Annotated in this window: 14 protein-coding genes; 6 read left to right on the top strand and 8 right to left on the bottom strand. The window is 72.2% G+C overall.

Going from position 1 to position 19,048, the window contains the following annotated elements; translation table 11 throughout:
- Positions 1 to 181: 181 nt before the first annotated feature.
- Entirely contained in the window at positions 182 to 877 is a 696-nt protein-coding gene (locus tag POL25_RS03195; protein WP_272084314.1) for a hypothetical protein, read from the bottom strand.
- 291 nt (positions 878 to 1,168) lie between these two features.
- Here POL25_RS03195 and POL25_RS03190 point away from each other — a divergent pair, with 291 nt between their 5' ends.
- Positions 1,169 to 1,762 (top strand): hypothetical protein, encoded by a 594-nt coding sequence (locus tag POL25_RS03190; protein WP_272084313.1) that lies wholly within the window; start codon positions 1,169 to 1,171, stop codon positions 1,760 to 1,762.
- A 157-nt stretch (positions 1,763 to 1,919) separates the two neighbouring features.
- Here the strand turns inward: POL25_RS03190 and cysD are convergent, their stop codons facing one another.
- Complete coding sequence (cysD, locus tag POL25_RS03185; protein WP_272084312.1) at positions 1,920 to 2,825, bottom strand: sulfate adenylyltransferase subunit CysD; 906 nt, start codon at positions 2,823 to 2,825, stop codon at positions 1,920 to 1,922.
- A gap of 10 nt (positions 2,826 to 2,835) precedes the next feature.
- On the bottom strand, positions 2,836 to 3,813 hold the full coding sequence (locus POL25_RS03180) for an FAD-dependent oxidoreductase (RefSeq protein WP_272084311.1): 978 nt from the start codon (positions 3,811 to 3,813) through the stop codon (positions 2,836 to 2,838).
- A gap of 227 nt (positions 3,814 to 4,040) precedes the next feature.
- Between POL25_RS03180 and POL25_RS03175 the strand changes: the two genes are divergently transcribed.
- Positions 4,041 to 5,453 carry an Ig-like domain-containing protein gene (locus POL25_RS03175; RefSeq protein ID WP_272084310.1) on the top strand — a complete coding sequence of 471 codons (1,413 nt, stop codon included), beginning with the start codon at positions 4,041 to 4,043 and terminating at the stop codon, positions 5,451 to 5,453.
- Positions 5,454 to 5,778: 325 nt separating this feature from the next.
- Positions 5,779 to 7,251, top strand: a complete 1,473-nt coding sequence (locus POL25_RS03170; RefSeq protein WP_272084309.1) for an Ig-like domain-containing protein — start codon at positions 5,779 to 5,781, stop codon at positions 7,249 to 7,251.
- A 233-nt stretch (positions 7,252 to 7,484) separates the two neighbouring features.
- On the opposite strand, the gene POL25_RS03165 is transcribed toward POL25_RS03170, so the two are convergent.
- From POL25_RS03165 to POL25_RS03150, 4 genes are all read right to left on the bottom strand, one after another.
- The gene (locus tag POL25_RS03165; RefSeq protein WP_272084308.1) at positions 7,485 to 7,739 is read right to left on the bottom strand and encodes a hypothetical protein; all 255 of its coding nucleotides are present in this window, start codon (positions 7,737 to 7,739) and stop codon (positions 7,485 to 7,487) included.
- Positions 7,740 to 7,940: 201 nt separating this feature from the next.
- Positions 7,941 to 9,728 carry a signal peptide peptidase SppA gene (gene sppA, locus POL25_RS03160; RefSeq protein ID WP_272084307.1) on the bottom strand — a complete coding sequence of 596 codons (1,788 nt, stop codon included), beginning with the start codon at positions 9,726 to 9,728 and terminating at the stop codon, positions 7,941 to 7,943.
- A 38-nt stretch (positions 9,729 to 9,766) separates the two neighbouring features.
- A complete protein-coding gene (locus POL25_RS03155) occupies positions 9,767 to 10,453 on the bottom strand; it encodes an RNA polymerase sigma factor (protein WP_272084305.1) in 687 nt (228 codons plus the stop codon).
- A gap of 561 nt (positions 10,454 to 11,014) precedes the next feature.
- Positions 11,015 to 14,824, bottom strand: a complete 3,810-nt coding sequence (locus tag POL25_RS03150) for a serine/threonine-protein kinase (RefSeq protein ID WP_272084304.1) — start codon at positions 14,822 to 14,824, stop codon at positions 11,015 to 11,017.
- A 305-nt stretch (positions 14,825 to 15,129) separates the two neighbouring features.
- On the opposite strand from POL25_RS03150, the gene POL25_RS03145 reads away from it, so the two are divergent.
- Both POL25_RS03145 and POL25_RS03140 read left to right on the top strand, forming a co-directional pair.
- Entirely contained in the window at positions 15,130 to 16,878 is a 1,749-nt protein-coding gene (locus tag POL25_RS03145) for a WD40 repeat domain-containing protein (protein WP_272084303.1), read from the top strand.
- A gap of 38 nt (positions 16,879 to 16,916) precedes the next feature.
- Complete coding sequence (locus POL25_RS03140) at positions 16,917 to 17,249, top strand: hypothetical protein (RefSeq protein WP_272084302.1); 333 nt, start codon at positions 16,917 to 16,919, stop codon at positions 17,247 to 17,249.
- A 146-nt stretch (positions 17,250 to 17,395) separates the two neighbouring features.
- Here the strand turns inward: POL25_RS03140 and nth are convergent, their stop codons facing one another.
- The gene (gene nth, locus POL25_RS03135) at positions 17,396 to 18,076 is read right to left on the bottom strand and encodes an endonuclease III (RefSeq protein WP_272084301.1); all 681 of its coding nucleotides are present in this window, start codon (positions 18,074 to 18,076) and stop codon (positions 17,396 to 17,398) included.
- Between the two features lie 143 nt (positions 18,077 to 18,219).
- On the opposite strand from nth, the gene POL25_RS03130 reads away from it, so the two are divergent.
- Entirely contained in the window at positions 18,220 to 19,047 is an 828-nt protein-coding gene (locus POL25_RS03130) for a hypothetical protein (protein WP_272084299.1), read from the top strand.
- Position 19,048: the final 1 nt, after the last annotated feature.

Here is a 19,048-nt window from a genome sequence, read left to right as displayed (position 1 = left end):
ACTCTCTGACCGCGGGGGATGTCTTGCAGGCCAGCTTGATGACCGAGGGTGAGCGCCCCTGCCGGGCGAGCGTTCACCCTGGGTCCGCTGCAGATCCGCGAGGTGCTGCACAAGAACGGCTTCGTGCCGGTCGGCGGCGATGCGCTGCCGTTGCAGGGCGACGCTCGCTGTGAGCGCCAGGTCACTCGCGCGCCAGCTCGAGCACGCGCTCGAAGCCGCCGCTGCGGCGCAGGGCGATGACCTCGCCGACCTTCAGCTGCTCCCACAGCGCGGCGGGCAGCTCGATGCGCTGCTCGCCGAGAGTGACGAACTGCTGCGCGGCCTGCTGCGCGGTGGCGCCGGGCACCCGCTCGAGCGCGGTGATCGGGCCGCGCAGCACGCTGGCGGGCAGGATCACGTCGAGCAGCAGCGCCGGTCCGGCGAGCAGCGTGAAGGGCAAGAAGATCAGGAAGATCTTGGCGAGGAAGCCGACCGGCGTGAACATCTCGGGGTCGAGCAGGCACCCGCCGGCGAACAGCAGGCTCACGACCGTCAGCGCGAAGCCGAGGCGCGCCCGCGCGCCCTCGCGCATGCGGGTCCACTCGAGCCGCGGCCACGCGGGCATCGCGGGCATCGACCTGGCGTTGCGCACGGGACCGACGCTGATCGAGATCAGGCCGAGCGGGCCGAACAGCGCGCACAGGGTGCAGAACCAGGTGAGGGCGAAGGTGTACTTCAGGCCGTAGCGGCCGTCGTCCCACACCGCCTGCAAGCGCATCAACGTGTATGCGGGCTCGAGCGGCGTGTCGGTCATCTGGGCGACGATCGCAAATGCGATCGTGCCGAGGAACACGAGGATCACGAACACGGCAATCAAGACCGACACGACGCGACGCATCGCGGCGAGCCTAACACTTCGGTCGCGGCGCGGCCGGAGCGCGGTGGGCGAGGGGCGACGAAGGGGGGCGCGCCCGAGCGTCACCCGGCCCACGTGCGGGCCACCCTGGTCCGCCCGCTGGCCTCCGCCGCGCTTGACGGCCGGGTGAGGCCGGGGGAGAGCGCGGGGATGGGGGTTCATTTTCTGACCGCCGCGTTCGATGCTACCGTCGGGCCGTACGCAGGAGGCAGCGATGGGCATCGACACCGAACAAGCGACCGAAGCGCGGCGCGCACATCGTGGAGAAATGCCGTGTTGACGCTCTATGTGGTCGATCCAGACGACGAACGCGATGCATTTCCGCCGCCGAGTGCAATGACGCTCGCGGCGTTTTTGCGAGACCGGCCGCCGTGGACGCCGCGGCTCGATCGCACGGTCTTGATGTTCGACATGCTGCCGCCCGTCTTCAACGACGACATCAACAGCTTTGGCTATCTCAGCCACATCGTGTTGCAACTCGAAGAAGTCCGTGCGCGCCTCACCGCCGGCAAATACGCACTGTTGTGCACGAATGGCGGTGAGCAGCTGTTTTTGCTCCTCGAGCCCGCCGAGGGCGGCACGGAAGTGTCGGTCCTCGGCACGTTCCCCGAGCCGTACAATGGATATTATGCGGCGTCAAGGTCACCGAATTACTTCGAAGGTGTCGATCAGGCGCAGGCGCTCTACGGCTATGTCGACGACAACTTGGCCAGCATTCGCCAAAAATATCGCGACACCCACACCATTCGAACGCAGGGCATCTTGATCCCGACGGTAGACTTGATCACCGCGATCGATACGCAGATCGCGCTCGGCACCGAGGTGTTCAACTTGGTGGCACGGCGACCGCCCGGCACGGCGTTGTAGGTCGGGCGGCGCCCCTGAAGCCGCCATACGCCATCGGCGTGGCACCGTCATCCCGCGCTCCGTGTCCACGAGCATGCAGAGGGACAATTGTCGGGACATGTCCGAAAGGGCATGTCCCGGGGGGCATGCCCGCTTGGACATGCCCCGGAGGACAGGGCTAGAAGTAGCCCTCTTTCTTCTTCTGCTCCATGCTGCCGGCCTCGTCGTAGTCGATGAGGCGGCCCTGGCGCTCGGAGTGGGTGGCGACCAGCATCTCCTCGATGATCTCGGGCACCGTGGCGGCGGGGCTCTCGACGGCGCCGGTCAGCGGGTAGCAGCCGAGGGTGCGGAAGCGGACCGTGCGCGGGCGCGGGACCTCGCCGGGCAGCAGCCGCATGCGGGCGTCGTCGACGGCGATGATGGCCCCGTTGCGCTCGATGCAGGGCCGCTCGCTGGCGAAGTAGAGCGGGGTCAGCGGGATCTGCTCGAGGTGGATGTACAGCCACACGTCGAGCTCGGTCCAGTTCGACAGCGGGAACACGCGGATGCTCTCGCCCGGGTTGACCTTGCCGTTGTAGGTGTTCCAGAGCTCGGGCCGCTGGTTCTTCGGGTCCCACTGCATCTGCTTGTTGCGGAACGAGTAGACCCGCTCCTTGGCGCGGGCCTTCTCCTCGTCGCGGCGGGCCCCGCCGAACGCGGCGTCGTAGCCGCCCTGGCGCAGCGCCTGCACCAGCGCCTGCGTCTGCATCGCCGCGCTGTACTTGGGGGTCGGCGTGTCGAACGGGTTGATGCCCTCGGCCAGCGCCGCCTCGTTGGTGTAGACGATGAGGTTCATGCCGTGGGTGGCGGCGAACCAATCGCGGTACTCGAGCAGCTCGCGGAAGTCCCAGGTCGTATTGATGTGAAGCAGCGGGAACGGCAGCGGCGCGGGGTGGAACGCCTTGCGCGCGACGTGCAGCATGCAGGCCGAGTCCTTGCCGCCGCTGAACAGGAGGACCGGCCGCTCGAACTCGGCCGCGACCTCGCGGATGATGTGGACGCTCTCGGCCTCGAGCTGGCGCAGGTGGGTCAGCGTTTGCGACATGGCTTGAAGGTCAGGTGTGGAGGATCAATTGAGCGGCCGCCTCGGCGCAGCCCCACGAGAGGGTGACGCCGGCGCCGCCGTGGCCGTAGTTGTGGACGATGCGGCCGCCGGGGCGCGCCTCGGCCTCGAGGCGGACGGTCGGGCGCACGGGGCGGAGGCCGACGACGACCGAGACCACCTCGGCGCCGCGCAGCGCCGGCTCGAGGCGAGCGCAGCGCTCGACGATCGCGGGCGTGCGGCCGGGGTCGGGCGTGGTGTCTTCTTCGTGCTCGTCCGCGGTGCCGCCGAGCACGACGTCACCGCTGCGCGGCACGATGTAGGTGATCCCGTCGCCGCTGTGCTCGTCGATCCACACGCGAGAAAGCCCGGGGTTTTTGACCCTCACGACCTGACCGCGCACCGCGTAGACCGAGGGATCGGGGACGAGCTCGCGGGCGCCGAGGCCGGTGCAATCGACGACGTCGGGGCAGTCGGCGACGGCCTCGTCGAGGTTCGCGTAGGCGCGGGTCGTCAGCTCGCCGCCGGCCGCCTCGACCTGGCGCATGAGCCAGGGCAAGTAGATCGTGGTCTCGATCACGAAGGTGGTGAATCGATAACCCGCGCCGTACCCGGGCGGGAGGGCGGCCGCGGGCAAGGTCTCGAAATCGGGCAGGTCGAGGGCCCAGGCGGGCGGCGAGGCCGGCTGCGGGAACACCTCGACGGTCTCGCGCCGCAGCACGCCGGCCTCCGGGGTGGCGCGCGTGAGCTCGGCGAAGCGCGCGTAGCTGACGCGGGCCCACGGTGCCACCATCGCCTCGGGATAGGCGCGATAGGGGTACCAGAAGGCCGCGGCGACGGCCGAGGTGGTGCCGGCGAGGTAGGCCCGGGCGGCCACGCGGACGCGCTTTCCGGCCCGCAGCAGGCACAGCGCGGTGGTCAGGCCCGCGACGCCGCCGCCGAGCACGAGGACCTCGGCGGGGGTGGATTGCGCGCTGGGGCGGGCGACCATGCGGGCCGTGAATGTAGCCGACGCGCGCGAGTGCGGGCAGTGCCAACCGGGTGCGTCAGGCCGCGGGGCATCGTTGCATGCGCAGCGTCACGCGCCTGGCGAGCGCCGTGGGGGCCCCGGACCGCTGTCCGGGCGTCCGCGGGCGCAGATTCTCTGCAGCCGTCCGTCGAAATTAGCGCTTGAAGGCCAGGCGAGGGATTGCCTAGGGTGGAACTTGGACAAACCCCATGATCCTGCCGTTCGCCGCCTTCCGATCGCAGTCCGTGGCCGTCGCCGCCGGGGTGTGCCTGTTGACTCCGAGCGCATTCGCCGCTCCGTTCGTGCAGCCAACGGCTGCGCCGGAGGCGCCCGAGCCGGCGGCCTGGCGGGCGACGCCGATGGTCCCGCCGGCGCAGGACGGGCTCGACCTGGCCGACCGCACGCGCGCGACCGCGGCCGGGCACGCGCAGGCCAACGTGTTCTTCCTGAACTACGACGGCGTGACGCTGCAGCAGGGCGGGCAGGACAATTCGGCGACCAACACCACGGTGTTCGCCGAGTTCGCCGCCAACTTCCAGCCGTACGGGGCCGGCAACAAGCGCACCGCCTCGCTGCAGGCGGTCAAGTCCGACTGGGCCCCGTACGACGTGACGATCACCGACGTGCGGCCCGGCGGCGGGCTCTACACGATGTGCGTCAATTCGCCGACGAACGTGTTCGGCGGCGGCGTGCTCGGGGTGGCGCCGCTCGATTGCAACGACAACATGGCGGCCAACATCGTGCTGGCGTTCCACAGCGCCAACGATCAGTTCTCGGCGGCGACCCAGGCGACGACGATGAGCCAGGAGATCGCCCACGCGTACGGGCTCGAGCACGTCAATCAGCCCAACGACATCATGAACCCGTACAACGCGGGCGGCGATCCGAGCTTCCTCGACCAGTGTCTGAACCTCGACGGCGGCGGCAACCCGATCCAGTGCGGGGCCCAGCACAACCAGTTCTGCAACAACGGCCAGCAGAACTCGCACCAGGAGCTGTTGTGGCTGTTCGGCAGCGCGACCCCGGACGCGGCGCCGCCGTCGGTGACGATCACGAACCCGAAGAACGGCGATCAGTTCGTCGCCCCGGCGACGATCACGATCACCGCCGAGGCCAACGACAACATCGGGGTCGCCGAGGTCAACCTCTTCATCGACGGCGCCAATCAAGGCGTGCCCGACTCGACGCCGCCGTATCAGTGGTCCGACGCGGCCTTCCCCGAGGGGACTTATTGCGTGGCGGCCCAGGCGATCGACGACGAGCCCAACTCGACGATGTCGGCCGAGGTCTGCTTCTCGGTGGTGAAGCAGAATGAGGGCACCACGACCGGGCCTTCGAGCACCAGCGGCGAGCCCGACCCGACCACCGGCGAGCCGCCGACCACCGGCGGCGAGACCGGTGGCCTCGAGACCGGTGAGCCGGAGCCCGAGCCGGAGCCGGGCAGCGACAGCGGCGACGACGGCGGCCTGCTGCCGTCGTCCGACAGCTCGGCGCTGCCGCCGGGGTTCGGCCAGGACGGCGGCGACACGGGCTGCGGCTGCGCCCAGCCGGCCCGGCCGGGCGCGGCGGGGCTGCTGGTGCTGGTGGCGCTCGGGCTGGTCCGGCGGCGCCGGCGCGGCTGAGCGCGGCGAGGAGCGACCGCCCGGGCCTGCCGCGCAGCCGCGGCGGGCCCGAGTTTTTGCCGGCTTCAGGCGCGCCGTGCGTGGTTGACGTTGTCAACGCGCGTGCGGCGCGTTGACTGTGCGGAACTTGCCGTGCGCGGCGAGCGGCGCGCAAGAACTTGCGCAGCCTCACACGGATGCATCAATTCCCTCCAACACGCCTCGGGGCTCGCGGTGCGCCGGCGGAATGTCCGCACCGCGCGAATCGTCCATGCGCCGCTGAAAATAAGGCTTGAGCACGGTGGCATGAATTGCCTATGTGAAATGTCGTAACGGAGTGAGGCACATGACATTCACCACCGATCGCCGGAAGCGCATGTTCGTCCTGTCCTTTGCGACATGTCTCGTGAGCAATGCTGCGGGGGCGGCGCCGTATGTGCAATCCGCCGCCGCGGAGCCGGAGCCGACCGGCGTGCGCGCCGCTCCGCTGCTGCCGCCGGCCTCGCAGGGGACGACGCGCCTCAAGGCCAACGTGCCGCCGAGCGCCGTCGGGCAGGCCCAGACCAATGTGTTCTTCCTGAACTACGACGGCGTGACCCTCAAGGCCACGGGCAAGGACGACGCCAAGAAGGACGAGAGCGCCTTCAAGGAGTTCGCGGGGGAGTACGCGCCGTACGGCGAGGGCAGCAAGCGCGCGGCCTCGCTGCAGGCGGTCAAGGCCGACTGGGCCAAGTACAAGGTGGTGATCACCGACGAGCGGCCGGACCAGGGCGAATACACGATGTGCGTCAATTCGCCGACCAATGTGTTCGGCGGCGGCGTGCTCGGGGTGGCGATGCTCGATTGCGAGGACAAGAAGGTCGCCTCCAACGTCGTGCTGGCGTTCCACAGCGCCAAGGACAAGTACTCGGCGGCGACCCAGGCGACGACGATGAGCCAGGAGATCGCCCACGCGTACGGGCTCGAGCACGTCAACGAGCCCGACGACATCATGAACCCTTACAACGCCGGCGGCGACCCCAGCTTCCGCGACGAGTGCCTCAAGCTCGACACCAAGGTGCAGGTCCACTGCGGCGCCCAGCACAAGCAGTTCTGCGACAAGGGCCAGAACTCGCACGCCGAATTGATGTGGCTGTTCGGCGCCAACGAGCCCGACCCGACCCCGCCGACGGTGGCGATCACGAGCCCGCAGGACGGCCAGGAGTTCGTCTCGCCGGCAGCGGTGACGATCACCGTCGAGGCCAGCGACAACGTCGGCGTGGCCCGGGTCGACCTCTACGTCGACGGCGTCGACCAGGCCGCGCCGGTGACGGCGCCGCCGTACGAATGGAAGGACGCCAACTTCCCCGAGGGCTCGTTCTGTCTGACCGCCGAGGCGCGTGACGACGAGCCCAACGTGGTGATGTCGGATCCGGTGTGCTTCACCGTCGTCGCCGCGAGCGAGCCCGGCGAGGGCGACACCGGCGAGGCGCCGAACGGCGGCGGGGAGCCGATGCCTGGCGGCGAGCCGGGCGGCTCGACCGGTGAGAGCGAGCCGCAGGGCGGCGAGTCGACCGGGTCGACGTCCGGTGATTCGCAGGGCGAGGGCGACAGCGATTCCGACGATTCGACCGGGGCCGACGATTCGACCGGCGGTGCCGGCGGCGCCGGTGCTACCGACAGCGGCGGGCCCGTGGTGCCGCCCGGGCCGCTGTTCCCGCCCGGGTGGGGCCAGCAGGACAGCGACGACGGCTGCGGCTGCGCGCAGTCGTCCGGCTCGGGGGCGGGGCTCCTGGCGCTGCTGGGGGCGTTCGCGGTCCGGCGTCGGCGCCGGCGCTGAGCTGCCCTGCGGGACTGGAGGATTCTCAGCCGTCCTGAAGGGGGGCCCGGCGAGCGGGCTGCATCGCCGGGCTCACCCTTCAGGACGGTCTTTTGTCGGTCGCTGTTCGAAGGGACAGGTCCGTCGATTCGCGCGGTTTGATTTGCTGCCCTGAAGGACATGTTCGCCGCGCGCACGGCGGGCCTGGCCTTCGGGGCGGCGCTTTTGTGATATGTCCGAAAGGACAGGCCTGGTCACGGCGGGATCGTCAGCTCGCTGGGGCACTGCGCCTTCTTCTCGGTCAGGCAGGCGGTGTGGCAGGCCTCGTCGAGGGCGGCGAAGCAGCCGAGCGGGTGCGGGCAGACGTCCCAGGTGCAGCGCGCGTCGCAGTCGGTCGCGCAGTCGGTGGCGAGCGGCGGGCCGCGCTTCGGCAGCTCGGGCTCGGCGGGCGGCGGCGATTCGGGGGCGAGCAGTCCGAGGAGCGCGGTGAAGGCGAGCACGGCCGACATGGGTCTTCCCCTCCTGTGGGTTCGTCCGGCGCATCGCCGGGCCGATCGAACCGTACGCATGGCGGCGGGGGGCGCAAGCGGGCGGGCGAGGTGTCCCGAAGGACAGGCGGCTCGGCTCGCCTGCGCGACGGGAAAGGGCTGCCCCGCAGGACAGCCCTCGCGCCGCGACGCCTGATTTTCAAGTGTGTCCCGAAGGACAGGTCACTCGCCGACGGCGACCGGCAGGGTGCTCATCACGCCGTGGGCGCCGGGGCCGAGGCCGAGGGCGCGCAGCTCGGCGGCGACCGGGCGCAGCTCGTCGGCCAGGCCGATGGTGAGCTGGACGCGGGCCTCGACCGACTCGCTGTTGTCGCCGTGGCCGCCGCCGAGGAGGGCGCCGAGCAGGCCCTTCTCCGCCGGGTAGACCTTGAGCTCGATGTCGGCGTCGGCGGCCAGGCCGGCCGACTCGCGGGCCAGGCGCAGGGCGACCGGCCAGCCGCCGAGCTCGTCGACGAGGCCGAGCTGCTTGGCGTCGGCGCCGGTCCAGATCCGGCCCTTGGCGATCTCGCGGACCTTCTCGATCGGCAGGCCGCGGCCCTCGGCGACCTTGCTGGTGAAGTCGACGTAGACGCGGTCGAGCCAGGCCTGGAAGCGCTGCCAGCCGTGGGCGCTGTAGTCGTGGGTCTCGCTGAAGAAGTCGCTGTTGGCCGAGCTGCCGATGGCGTCGTAGGTGACGCCGAGGCGCTCGAACAGCTGACGCGTGATCATCTTGCCGCCGAGCACGCCGATCGAGCCGGTGATGGTGCCGGGCTGGGCGACGATCTTGGTCGCGTGCATGGCGACGAAGTAGCCGCCCGAGCCGGCGACGTTGCCCATGCTGACGATGATCGGCTTGCCGGCCTGCTTGGCCCGCACCGTCTCGCGCCAGATCGCGTCGGAGGCGACGTAGGAGCCGCCGGGGCTGTCGACGCGGAACACGATCGCCTTGACTTCGCGGTCGTCGATGGCGGCGCGCAGGGCCGCGGCGACGGTGTCGGAGCCCATGGTGGCCTCGCGGAACAGCGGGTCGAAGCTGCTCTCGCCGCGCTGGACCGGGCCGAGGCCGTAGACCACGGCGATCCGGGCCCCGCGGGTCCACGGGCGGCCGGCGCGGTCGAGGTAACGGTCGTGCCACAGCAGCTCGGCGCCGTCGCCGGCGCGGGCCTTGACCGCGTCCATGACCTCGTCGCGGTAGCCGAGCTTGTCGACCAGGCCCTCCTGGTGGGCCTCGGGGCCGAGGAACGGCCCGCGGTCGACCAGCGCGCGCACGGCCTCGGGCGCGAGCTTGCGGCCCTCGGCGATGCCGGCGACGAGCTGATCGAACATGCTCGAAAGGACAGCCTGGCTGGCCTCCTTGTGAGCCGGGGTGAAGGCCCGCTCGGTGTACTGGTTGAGCGCGTTCTTGTACTCGTGGCGGTGGTCCATGCGGACCGCGATGTCGAGCTTGTCGAGCGCGCCGCGGAAGAACATGCCCTGCATCATCAGGCCGTTGAGGCCGACGTCGCCGGACGGCTGCAGCCAGATCTCGTCGAAGGCGGTGGCCAGGTAGTAGCCCTGGTTGCCGGGCCCGAACTCGCCGAAGGTCTCGGAGAAGGCGACGGCGAACTTGCCGCTGGCGCGGAAGCCGGCGATCGCGTCGCGCAGCTCCTGGGTGCGGGCGAAGCCGGAGCCGGCGCCGCCGACGTGGGCGACCAGGCCGACCACGCGGTCGTCGGTGCGGGCCTTCTCGAGCGCGGCGACGAGGTCGTCGACCGTGGGCCCGCCGCCGCCGAGCACGCGCGCGACCGGGTCGGCGGCCTGGTGCTCGAGGAAGGGCCGCTCGAAGTCGATCTCGAGCACCGTCTTGACCGGGACGCCGGGCCCGCCGCAGGCGCAACGCAGCGAGACGGTCAGCATCGCCAGGGCGACGAGGGCAGTAAAGAGGACGCCGATGACGGCGAAGAACCGGAGGCTGCGGGACGGTCGAGTCATGCCGATGTCGCGGGTCAGGAGCGGCGAGGGCGCCGAACTCAGGTGGCGGCGGCGGCTCCGGACGGCGATTCGTCGTCGTTGTCGTCCTTGGCCGTCATGCGTGAGACCGCCGCGCCCTCGCGCAGGGTTTCACCGAGCTGCTTGGCCCAGCCGTCGAGGTCACCCATGGTGCTCTCGAGCTGGGTCTTGCTGAGCGTGATCGACTCCATGATCTCGCGCAGCATCTCCTTGGCCCGCCGCAGCCGGCTCTTGACCGTGCCGGACGGGATCTCGAGCACGGTCGCGACCTCGGTCGCCGACATGTTCTCCCAGTAGTGCAGCTCGAGCGCGATCTGGAGGTCGATCGGCAGCCGGCGCAGCGCCTCGTGCAGCAGCCGCTGCTCGTTGTGCTTGGCGACGACGGTGCTCGGCGAGGGGTCGAGGTCGAAGAAGGACTTCGACTCGATGTCGAGCTCGTTGTTGAGCTTGCGCCGGCGCCGGTAGTGGGCCAGCAGCTCGAGCCGGGCGACGCCGAACAGGTAGGTGCGGAAGGTCGAGGCGCCGCGGAAGCGGTCGCGGGTCTCGACGCAGGCGAGCAGAGTCCGCTGCATGACCTCGTCGGTGTCGTCGCCGACCTTGTTGCGCAAGAACCGGTGGATGCTCTCGAAGTGGCGGTCGAACAGCTTGCTGCCGGCCTGCAGGTCACCGCCGCGCCAGGCGTCGAGGAGCTCGAAGTCGTCGGACATCCCGGCGACGGTAGCACGGCGAGGCCGCGGCTTCGGCGGAGCGGGCGCCCAGCGCCGGATCACGCGCGGACAGCGGGGGAGAAGCCGAACCGCGCGCACGAGTCCGCAGGCGCCCGGGCGCTCGCCGGCCCTGCGAGTTCGCGGTCCGCAGCCTCGCGGGGCGGAGAGGTCGTGCGCGCAGGAGTTCGGGGATCCACGGCGCGTTGGCGGCTCGGACGAGCGCGGGTCGCGAGGCACACGCGGGCGGCGCCGACAGAGGGGCGACGTCACCCGAGGGGCCGGAGGCTCGCGCGGCGCAGGCTCGCATTTCGGGGCGGCGGCGAGAGGTCCGTGGCGGGCGTCGCGACCGGCCGGCGGCGAGGCTAGCGAAGGGCGTGTGGGGCCGCGACGGGCTCACGCGGGTGCGCTCGAGAAGAGCCGCGCGCGACTCGGACCGGGCCCCGACGGCTCGCATTCTGGTGAGTTGCGAGGCAGTGTCCGCGGGAGGCGAGGCGGGCCGCTGCGTTGAGCGAGGCAGGGCCCGCGGGAGGCGGGGCAGGGCGCGAAGGGCCGCGCTGCAGCTCACGCGGGCAGCGCCGGGGCCAGGAGGTCGGCGAAGCGGTTCGGGTGCTCGACGCCGAGCGCTTGCAGGGCCCCGCGTGGCACGTCGCCGCTGCGGCCGGCCAGGCGGGCCAGGCGCAGCTCGGCGGCGGCCTGGTGCGCGGCCATGCCGGCGGCCGCGAACGCGTCGCTGGCGGTCTGGAGCTGGGTCTGAGCGGCGGCGGGGTCGCCGGCGAGGTGGCGCAGAGCGGCGCGCAGAAGGGCGGCGTGACCCATGGCGCCGTCGCGCTGGAGGCTGTCGGAGGCCCGCTCGACCGCGCGGCGCAGGCCCTCGCGGGCGCCCGGCGGCGGCCCGGCGGCGAGCGCGGCCACGGCGGTGCGGCCGGTCAGCTCGGTCGCCTGGATCCGCAGCGGCAGCAGGTTGCCGAGGCCGCTGCGCGCCAGCGCCGGCCCGGCGGCGTCGACCCGGGCCCAGGCGCCGGCCGGATCGTCGGCGGCGAGCAGCGCGTGGGCCTCGGCGCCGACGATCTGCAGGTGCTGCATGTGGAAGGCGCGCGCGTCGGCGGACGGCCAGGCGGCGGCGCACTCGGCGGCGAGCGCCTGGGCGCCGTCCGGGTCGCCGTCGACCGCGGCCAGCCAGGCGGCCAGCGAGGCGCAGGCGACGTGGGCGGCCCGGTCGTCGGCGAAGCGCGCGGCGGTCAGCAGGGCCGGGACCTCCTCGAGCAGCACGTCGTAGCGGCCGAGGTGGGTGAGCGCGCGGAACTGGCACAGGCGGGCCAGGGTCGACAGCCCCGGCAGCTCGGGCGCGTGCAGGGTGCCGGCGCGCAGCAGCGGCCCGGCGAGCGCCAGCGCGCGCGTGGGCGAGCCGCCGGCGGTCTCGGCCAGCAGGTCGACCAGGTCGCACAGGTCGGCGATGCCGGTGGCGCCGGTCGAGCGGGCGAGGGCGCGCGCGGAGGTGAGCAGCGGGTCGAGCTGGCCGCGCGCGCGCGCGCCTCCGGGCGCCAGCAGGCAGGCCTCGAGCGCGAAGGCGCGCGCCACCCGACGCGGTTCGCCGGCCCGCAGGGCCAGCAGCAGGTGGCGCGCCTGGGCGTCGGCGGCGGCGCTGGGGTCGACGGCCATGGTCGACAGCGCGGCGGCGAAGCACAGGTCGACCCGCGCCAGGTCCATGCGGTCGACGTCGGCCTCGGCGCGGGCGGTGAAGTCGAGGCCGCGGACCATCTTCTGGCCGCGCCGCCACAGCGCGCCGAGCTTGTCGCGCACCGACGCGTCGCCGGCGGACAGCCCGGCCGAGACGAGGGCGGCGCTCAGGATCTCCTGACCGCGGGTGAGGTGGCCGGCGGTGATGAACTGGGCCGCGGCGGCGCCGACGAGGGTGAGGTCGCCCGCCGGGTCGCTGCCGTTGCGGGCCGAGAGGTAGGCCTCGGCGGACTCGCGGCTGTGGCCGGCGCGCGCGAGCGCATCGCCGAGCTCGCGCGCGAGCGCCGGTGCGGCCCCGGGCGGGGCGAGGTCGCGGGCGACCCGGAGGAAGGCGGCCGCGCGCAGGAAATCGTCGGCCTCGCGGTAGAAGCCGGCGGCCCGGCGGGCCAGGGCGAGCGCGCGGGCGGTGTCGCCGGCGGCGCGCAGGTGCTCGATGAGGGCGAACGGGTCGGTCTGCGGGTCGCGCTCGAGCGCGGCGGCGAGGCGGCCGTGGAGCTCGCGCAGGGCCGGACCGTCGAGGCGGATCAGCACCGCGTCGCGGGTGCGCTCGTGCTGGACGTCGAGCACGAGCTCGCCCTGCTCGCCGAGCAGGTCGGAGCCGGCGGCGGTGAAGCTGCGGACCAGGCCCGCGGCCTGCAGCTGGTGGAGGTCGGCCAGCCCGGCGTTGGCGGCCGCGGGGGCGACCCCGGCGACCGTGAACGCGACCGCCTGGGCCAGCGGGCGCCCGGCCACCGCCAGCACCTCGACCAGGCGCCGCTGCGGCGCGGACAGGCGCGAGATCCGGATCTCGATCAGCTCGTCGACCGTGACCTCGGGCGCGCTGCCGGCCCCGTGGGCGACGAAGCGCGCCAGCTCGTGAAGCAGCTGCGGGCTGCCCCCGGCCTCGGCGGCGACCCGGCGCAGCCGCGGCGGCGGGGTGTCGGGCCCGAGCAGGATCTCGGCCAGCGCGTCGGTCTCGTCGGGTGACAGCGGCGGCACCTCGAGCACCTGCATCGAAGAACCTGCCTGTTCGACCATGTCCCTCAGGACATCCAGGGCCCGCAGCGCCGGGCTGTCGCCGTCCTCGCTGCGGTAGCTGGCGATCAGCAGGCCGCGCGGGGCCCCGGGCGGGCGCAGCAGCTCGGCCAGCACGCGCACGCTGTCGGCGTCGCCCCACTGCAGGTCGTCGATCCACAGCACCAGCGGGCGGCCGCCGCCGAGGCCGACGAGCAGCCGCCGCAGCGCGCGGAAGGCCGGGGCGTCCGGGCGCAGCGCGGCCCGGAGATCGCGCCGCGTGGGCATGGCCGAAGGGACAGGTGTGACGGCGGCCACGGCCGGGGCCTGGTGGAGCACCGGGAACAGCGCGACCAGCGAGTCGATCTCGGGCGGCAGCACGGTAGCGACCTCGGCCTCGTCGCGCTGGCGCAGCTGGCGGGCCAGGGCGTCGACCAGGCTGTCGAGCGCCTTGTACGGGACGGTGTCGCGATCGTAACAGCGGGCGCGCAGCAGGGTCGCGCGCTGGCGCAGGCCGTCGGTGACGTGGCGGATCAGCGCGCTCTTGCCGAGGCCGGCGCGGCCGTGCACGAGCACCACCGCGGGCACTGCCTCGGGCGGGGGGACGGGCGCGGCCGCGCGGTCGACGGCGTCGAAGGCCAGCCGGATCGCGCGCACCTGGGCGGTGCGGCCGACGAAGCTGCGCGCGCCGACGTGGGTGGCGGCCGGCGACACGTACGCGGCCGCCTGGACCCGCTGCAGGTGGCCGCGGTCGCTGTGGAACAGCGCCATCAGCTCGGACGCGCCGGGCCTGACCTTCGGGTCAGGTTGGAGCAGGCGCACGCAGACGACGTCGAGCTCGTCGGGGATGCCGGCCACGAGCGTGCGCGGCGGCGGGGGCGCCGACGCCTGCTTGCGCTCCATCATGCGCGCCAGGTTCTCCCCGGAGTAGGGCACGCGGCCGGTGAGGGCCATGTAGAGGGTGGCGCCGACGCTGTACCAGTCGCTCGCGGGCGTGCGCGCGCCGCCGACCGCCTGCTCGGGGGCCATGTACGCCGGCGTGCCGACCACCAGGCTGCCGGCCGTCGACTCGAGCGTGCCGACGGACTCCTCGCCGACGAAGCCGAAGTCCATGAGGACGACGCGGCCTTCGGGGCTGACCATGACGTTGGTCGGCTTGATGTCGCGGTGCAGCTTGTGGCTCTGGTGGAGCGCGAACACGCCGTCGACGAGCTGGGCGAAGGCCGCGCGCAGTCGGGCGAAGTCGGTGACGGGAGTGGCCGTCGGCGCGTCGGGAGCGGCCTCGACGCCCCACAGGTACGTCAGCAGCGGCGAGCCGCGGATGAGCTCCATCGTGAAGAAGTACTGGTCGTGGTCGCGATACATCTTGTGCAGCTCGACCAGGTTCGGGTGCGACAGCCGCGACAGCGCCCGGAACTCGCGCTTGAAGAGCGCCAGTGCGCGCGCGCTCGGGGCCCGCAACGTCTTGAGCGCGACGCTCTCGCCGCGACGGGGGTCGAAGGCCTCATACACGATGCCCATCGCGCCCGATCCGAGCACCTTGATGATCTCGAAGTTGCCGAGGAGCACCGGCTGGTGCGGCTGCTTGAACACCGCGGCGCGCATCAAGGCGCGCAGTCTGTCCGCCTCGAGGTCGACCACGCCTGCGCAGCCACCTTAGCACGGGACCGCAAACGCCGGGGCGGGGAGATGCCGAGGTCTCCAGCGAAGCCGCGCGCAGAGGGTTTCCCCGCCTGCGCGGGTGGTAGGTCTGTGATACGGCTGGCGGAAGAGTTTTTTTGGAAGGGCAGGTGATGATGAAAGACCGCGACAAGGCGACGAGGCCGTGGCGGGGGTTGCTCCTGGTGAGTGCGTGTGCCGCGGTCCCGACCGCGTGCGGCGACGACGGTACGCGAGACACGGCGGGCGCGAGCTCGCCGTCCTCCCCGACGGGGATCGCGTCGACGATGACGGCCGGTTCAGAGTCGGACGGCACCGCGACCGACGCGCCCACCACCTCCGAGGGCACCGACGGCGCGACCGGGACCACCGACGCGCCCACCTCCACCTCCGGTGGGGTCCCGAACTGCAACACGCTGACGGTCGATCCGCCCGAGGCGATGATCCTGATCGACAACGGCGTGCACGCGCCGGTGCAGCTGAACGCGCTGTGTGACGGGCAGCCGGTGACCGCGACCTGGTCGGCCGACGCCAGCTACATCGCGTCGGTCGACGAGAAGGGCACCGTGGAGGCCGGCGGCCAGTACGGCGGCCAGCTCGTCGTCGAGGCGCTGCACGGCAACAAGGTCGCCGAGGCCACGGTCAACGTGTTCCTCAAGATCGATCAGCTGCCGCCCGAGATCACCGAGGCCGACAAGCAGCTCCTCGACGGCGCGACGCTGCCCGACACGGCCGCGCTGTCGTACCCGTACGACGGCACCGTGTTCCCGAAGGGCCTGTCGCCGGCCGAGCTGATGTGGCACGGCTCGACCGCGGGCGACAAGTACCTGGTCCGTTACAGCGGCCAGTTCGTCGACGCCAAGATCTACACGCTGGCCGAGCCGCCCTCGCGGCACGCGATCCCCAAGCCGCTGTGGGTCCAGATCTCCGAGTCGAGCTCGGGCCTGCCGCTGGGCCTCGACGTGCACCGCCTGCCCGCCGGGCAGGCGTCGGCCTTCGTGCTCGCCGACGACACGTGGACCATCGCCTCCGAGCCGCTGATCGGCTCGGTGTACTACTGGGCCAACAGCCTCGGCCGCGTGCTCCGCATCAACCCCGGCGCCGACGCGCCCGAGGACTTCCTGCTGGCCGGCGGCCAGGACGGCTGCAGCACCTGTCACTCGGCCTCGGCCGACGGCACGCGCCTCATCATCGGCGGCGACATCAACGTGTCGACGTGGGACCTCGTCAACAACACGCCGGTGTTCGCCTCGACGAGCATCGGCGTGCCGGTCCGCAGCTGGGCGATGTCGGCGATCTCGCCCGACGGCACGGTGGTGATCGAAAACGGCGAGCTCAACCTGCCGGGCCCGCCGGGCGGTCAGCCGGGCATGTGGGACGCGACCACCGGCGCCAAGCTGATGGGCACCGGCATCGACGACCTCGTGCTCAACATGCCGGCGTTCTCGTCGGACGGGCGCAAGATCGCCTACGTCGACCACGCGACGCTGTCGCTGATGGCGCTCGACTACGACGCCGTCAACCGCACCGCGGCCAACCCGGTCAAGCTGGTCGATCCGGGCGCCGACCCGACGCTCAACGGGATCATCTTCCCGAGCGTGACGCCCGACGGGCGCTACGTCATCTACCACCGCGGCGCCTACCCGGCGATGCTCGACACCCGCAACGGCACGTCGGACATGTTCCTCGCCAGCATCGAGCAGCCCGGCGTGGAGATCCGCCTGCGCGCCGGCAACGGCGACGACCACCCGTTCTACGCCGGTGACCGCGACCGCCACTGGAACTACGAGCCGACGTTCGCGCCGCGCAGCTCCGGCGGCTACAACTGGGTCGTGTTCACGTCGCGCCGCACCTTCGGCAACAAGCTCGAGGCCGACAAGAACTCGGTCAAGCAGCTGTGGGTGGTCGCCATCGACGAGAACCCGCAGCCGGGCGTCGACCCGAGCCACCCCGGGTTCTGGCTGCACGGCCAGGACGTGAACACGCTCAACATGCGCGGCTTCTGGGTCCACAAGAACGACGACCCGGGCGGCTGAGTTCGCGCCCGGCCCGGCCGGCGGCTATGCTGCCGGCCGTGGACGACCTCTGCGACGGCCTCGAGGCGCTGATCCGGCGCCTGCATCCCGACGGCCCGCGCCTGGACCTCGCGTCGGCGCGGGCCGAGTTCGTGGCGTCGCTGGCGGCGATCGACGACCCCGACAGCCACGACGTCGAGCCGACCTCGCACGGCAGCCTGACCCGCGCCGACGCGCTGCGGATCCGCAGCAGCAAATTCGTGGCCTCGCTGCTGCCGCCGGGGATGTTCGCCCAGCCCGAGGTGCGCCGCGAGATCGGCCGCACGGTCCGCGCGCTGGCCGAGGCCGCGCTCGGACCGCTGGCGACCAGCCGCTACCTCGACAGGTCTTGAGGACATGCTTGAAAGGGCATGTCTGAAGGAGCATGGTGCATCGGACATGCCCCGAAGGACATGCCCATGGAGTACGCGTCGCTTCGGCTCGTCTCGTGTGAAACAGGCCGCCCCCTCGCGGCGCCCGTTCTCGCGAGCGCCGCGGCTCACCCGGACGCGGAGAGGCGGGCGGCCGCGCGGGCGCGGGCCTCGGCGGCGAGGCGGGTCTTGACGCCGGCCCACGCGCAGATCGGGCACACCTCGGGGTCGTGGCCGCGGGCCGGGCAGTGCTCGCGGCCGAAGTAGATGATCTGCAGGTGGAGCTTGGCCCACGCGTCCTGCGGCCACAGAGCCTTGAGGTCGGCCTCGGTCTTCTCGACGGTGGTGCCGTCGGACAGGCCCCAGCGGGCGGCCAGCCGGTGGATGTGGGTGTCGACCGGGAAGGCCGGCACGCCGAACGCCTGGATCATGACGACGCTGGCCGTCTTGTGGCCGACGCCGGGCAGGTCCTCGAGCGCGGCCATGTCCTTCGGGACATGTCCCCCGTGGCGCTCGAGCAGCAGCTGCGACAGCCGGCGGATGTTCTTGGCCTTGGCCGGGGCGAGGCCGCAAGAGCGGATGAACCCGAGGATCTCGGCCTCGGACAGCTCGGCCATCGCCGCGGGCGTCGGCGCGCGCTGGAACAGCGCCGGCGTGACGAGGTTGACCCGCGCGTCGGTGGTCTGCGCCGACAACAACACCGCGACCAGCAAGGTGAACGGATCGCCGTGGAGCAGCGGGACCGCGGGCTGCGGGTAGAGGCGGTCGAGGACGGCCTGAATTTTGAGGGCCTTTTCGCTGCGCTTCATGAGGACGCCGTGCAGGCAGGGTACTCGAAACGGGGGCGAAATCGAACATGCCCGGCGGCGGCGGCGGCCCCGGCGACCCCCCGGACCCGGCCCCGATCGGCGAATTTTCGCCGTGGACGGGCCGTTTTCGTACAATCGGCCCCATGCCGTCGATCCCCCGCCTCGCCCTCGTCCTCGCCGCCGTGAGCCTGGGTTGCACCCCGACCACGTCGGGCAGCACCACCCCGCCCACCGACACCAGCGGCGGCGCCACGGGGCCGACGATCGGCGGCCCGGGCCCCGCGGACGGCGCCGGGACCACGCCGGGCGACGCGCAGAACCCGGGCGGCTCCGGCGGCACGACCGACCCGACCGCGGGCGGCACGGGCGTGGCGGCGGGCTCGCCGAACGACACCCGCTTCCTGGCGCCCGAGATCTCGCACTCGAAGGGGGTCGCCGGCGGGGTGGTGGTGCTGTTCCCCCGCATCATCCCCAGCGCGATCGCGGCCGAGAACCAGAATTACGGCCAGTCGATCCAGCAGAAGGTGAAGCAGCTGGTCGAGAAGGCGCTGCCGGGCCGGCCGATCGACGTGCGCCCGTCGCCCGAGCGCGTGTGCCCCAAGGCCGGCTGCGACGGGGTGTCGATCGGCGTGCTGTTCACCCGCCAGAACAACTCGTGCGTGGCGGTCGCGCTGGTCAACGGGCCCGGCGTGTCGACCACCAAGCTGGTGCCGTGGGGCGGCGAGATCACGCTCAAGGCCGACCCGATCCAGTTCCGTGATCCGCCCGAGAATTTCGTGACGATCAAGGACTACGCCAACTGCGACCAACTGGTGGTCGAGATGGGCAAGCAGGACAGCTTCGTCGAGGCGGCCCTGCGCGCGGCCGCCGGCGCGACCGGCACGACGCCGGCGAGCCCGACGTCGCCCGGCGTCGCCACCCCGGCGTCGCCGGCCTCCGGCACGGTGACGGCCAAGCCGAACGGGAAGTGAC

It is taken from the genome of Nannocystis bainbridge (assembly GCF_028368995.1).
GTDB classification, from domain to species: Bacteria; Myxococcota_A; Polyangia; order Nannocystales; family Nannocystaceae; genus Nannocystis; species Nannocystis bainbridge.
This window is presented reverse-complemented; position numbering and strand designations above follow the sequence as displayed.

Coding starts and splice junctions, on each gene's coding strand:
- POL25_RS03195 (WP_272084314.1), bottom strand. CDS start 877: ATGCGTCGCGTCGTGTCGGTCTTGATTGCCGTGTTCGTGATCCTCGTG.
- cysD (WP_272084312.1), bottom strand. CDS start 2,825: ATGTCGCAAACGCTGACCCACCTGCGCCAGCTCGAGGCCGAGAGCGTC.
- POL25_RS03180 (WP_272084311.1), bottom strand. CDS start 3,813: ATGGTCGCCCGCCCCAGCGCGCAATCCACCCCCGCCGAGGTCCTCGTG.
- POL25_RS03175 (WP_272084310.1), top strand. CDS start 4,041: ATGATCCTGCCGTTCGCCGCCTTCCGATCGCAGTCCGTGGCCGTCGCC.
- POL25_RS03170 (WP_272084309.1), top strand. CDS start 5,779: ATGACATTCACCACCGATCGCCGGAAGCGCATGTTCGTCCTGTCCTTT.
- POL25_RS03165 (WP_272084308.1), bottom strand. CDS start 7,739: ATGTCGGCCGTGCTCGCCTTCACCGCGCTCCTCGGACTGCTCGCCCCC.
- sppA (WP_272084307.1), bottom strand. CDS start 9,728: ATGACTCGACCGTCCCGCAGCCTCCGGTTCTTCGCCGTCATCGGCGTC.
- POL25_RS03155 (WP_272084305.1), bottom strand. CDS start 10,453: ATGTCCGACGACTTCGAGCTCCTCGACGCCTGGCGCGGCGGTGACCTG.
- POL25_RS03145 (WP_272084303.1), top strand. CDS start 15,130: ATGACGGCCGGTTCAGAGTCGGACGGCACCGCGACCGACGCGCCCACC.
- nth (WP_272084301.1), bottom strand. CDS start 18,076: ATGAAGCGCAGCGAAAAGGCCCTCAAAATTCAGGCCGTCCTCGACCGC.
- POL25_RS03130 (WP_272084299.1), top strand. CDS start 18,220: ATGCCGTCGATCCCCCGCCTCGCCCTCGTCCTCGCCGCCGTGAGCCTG.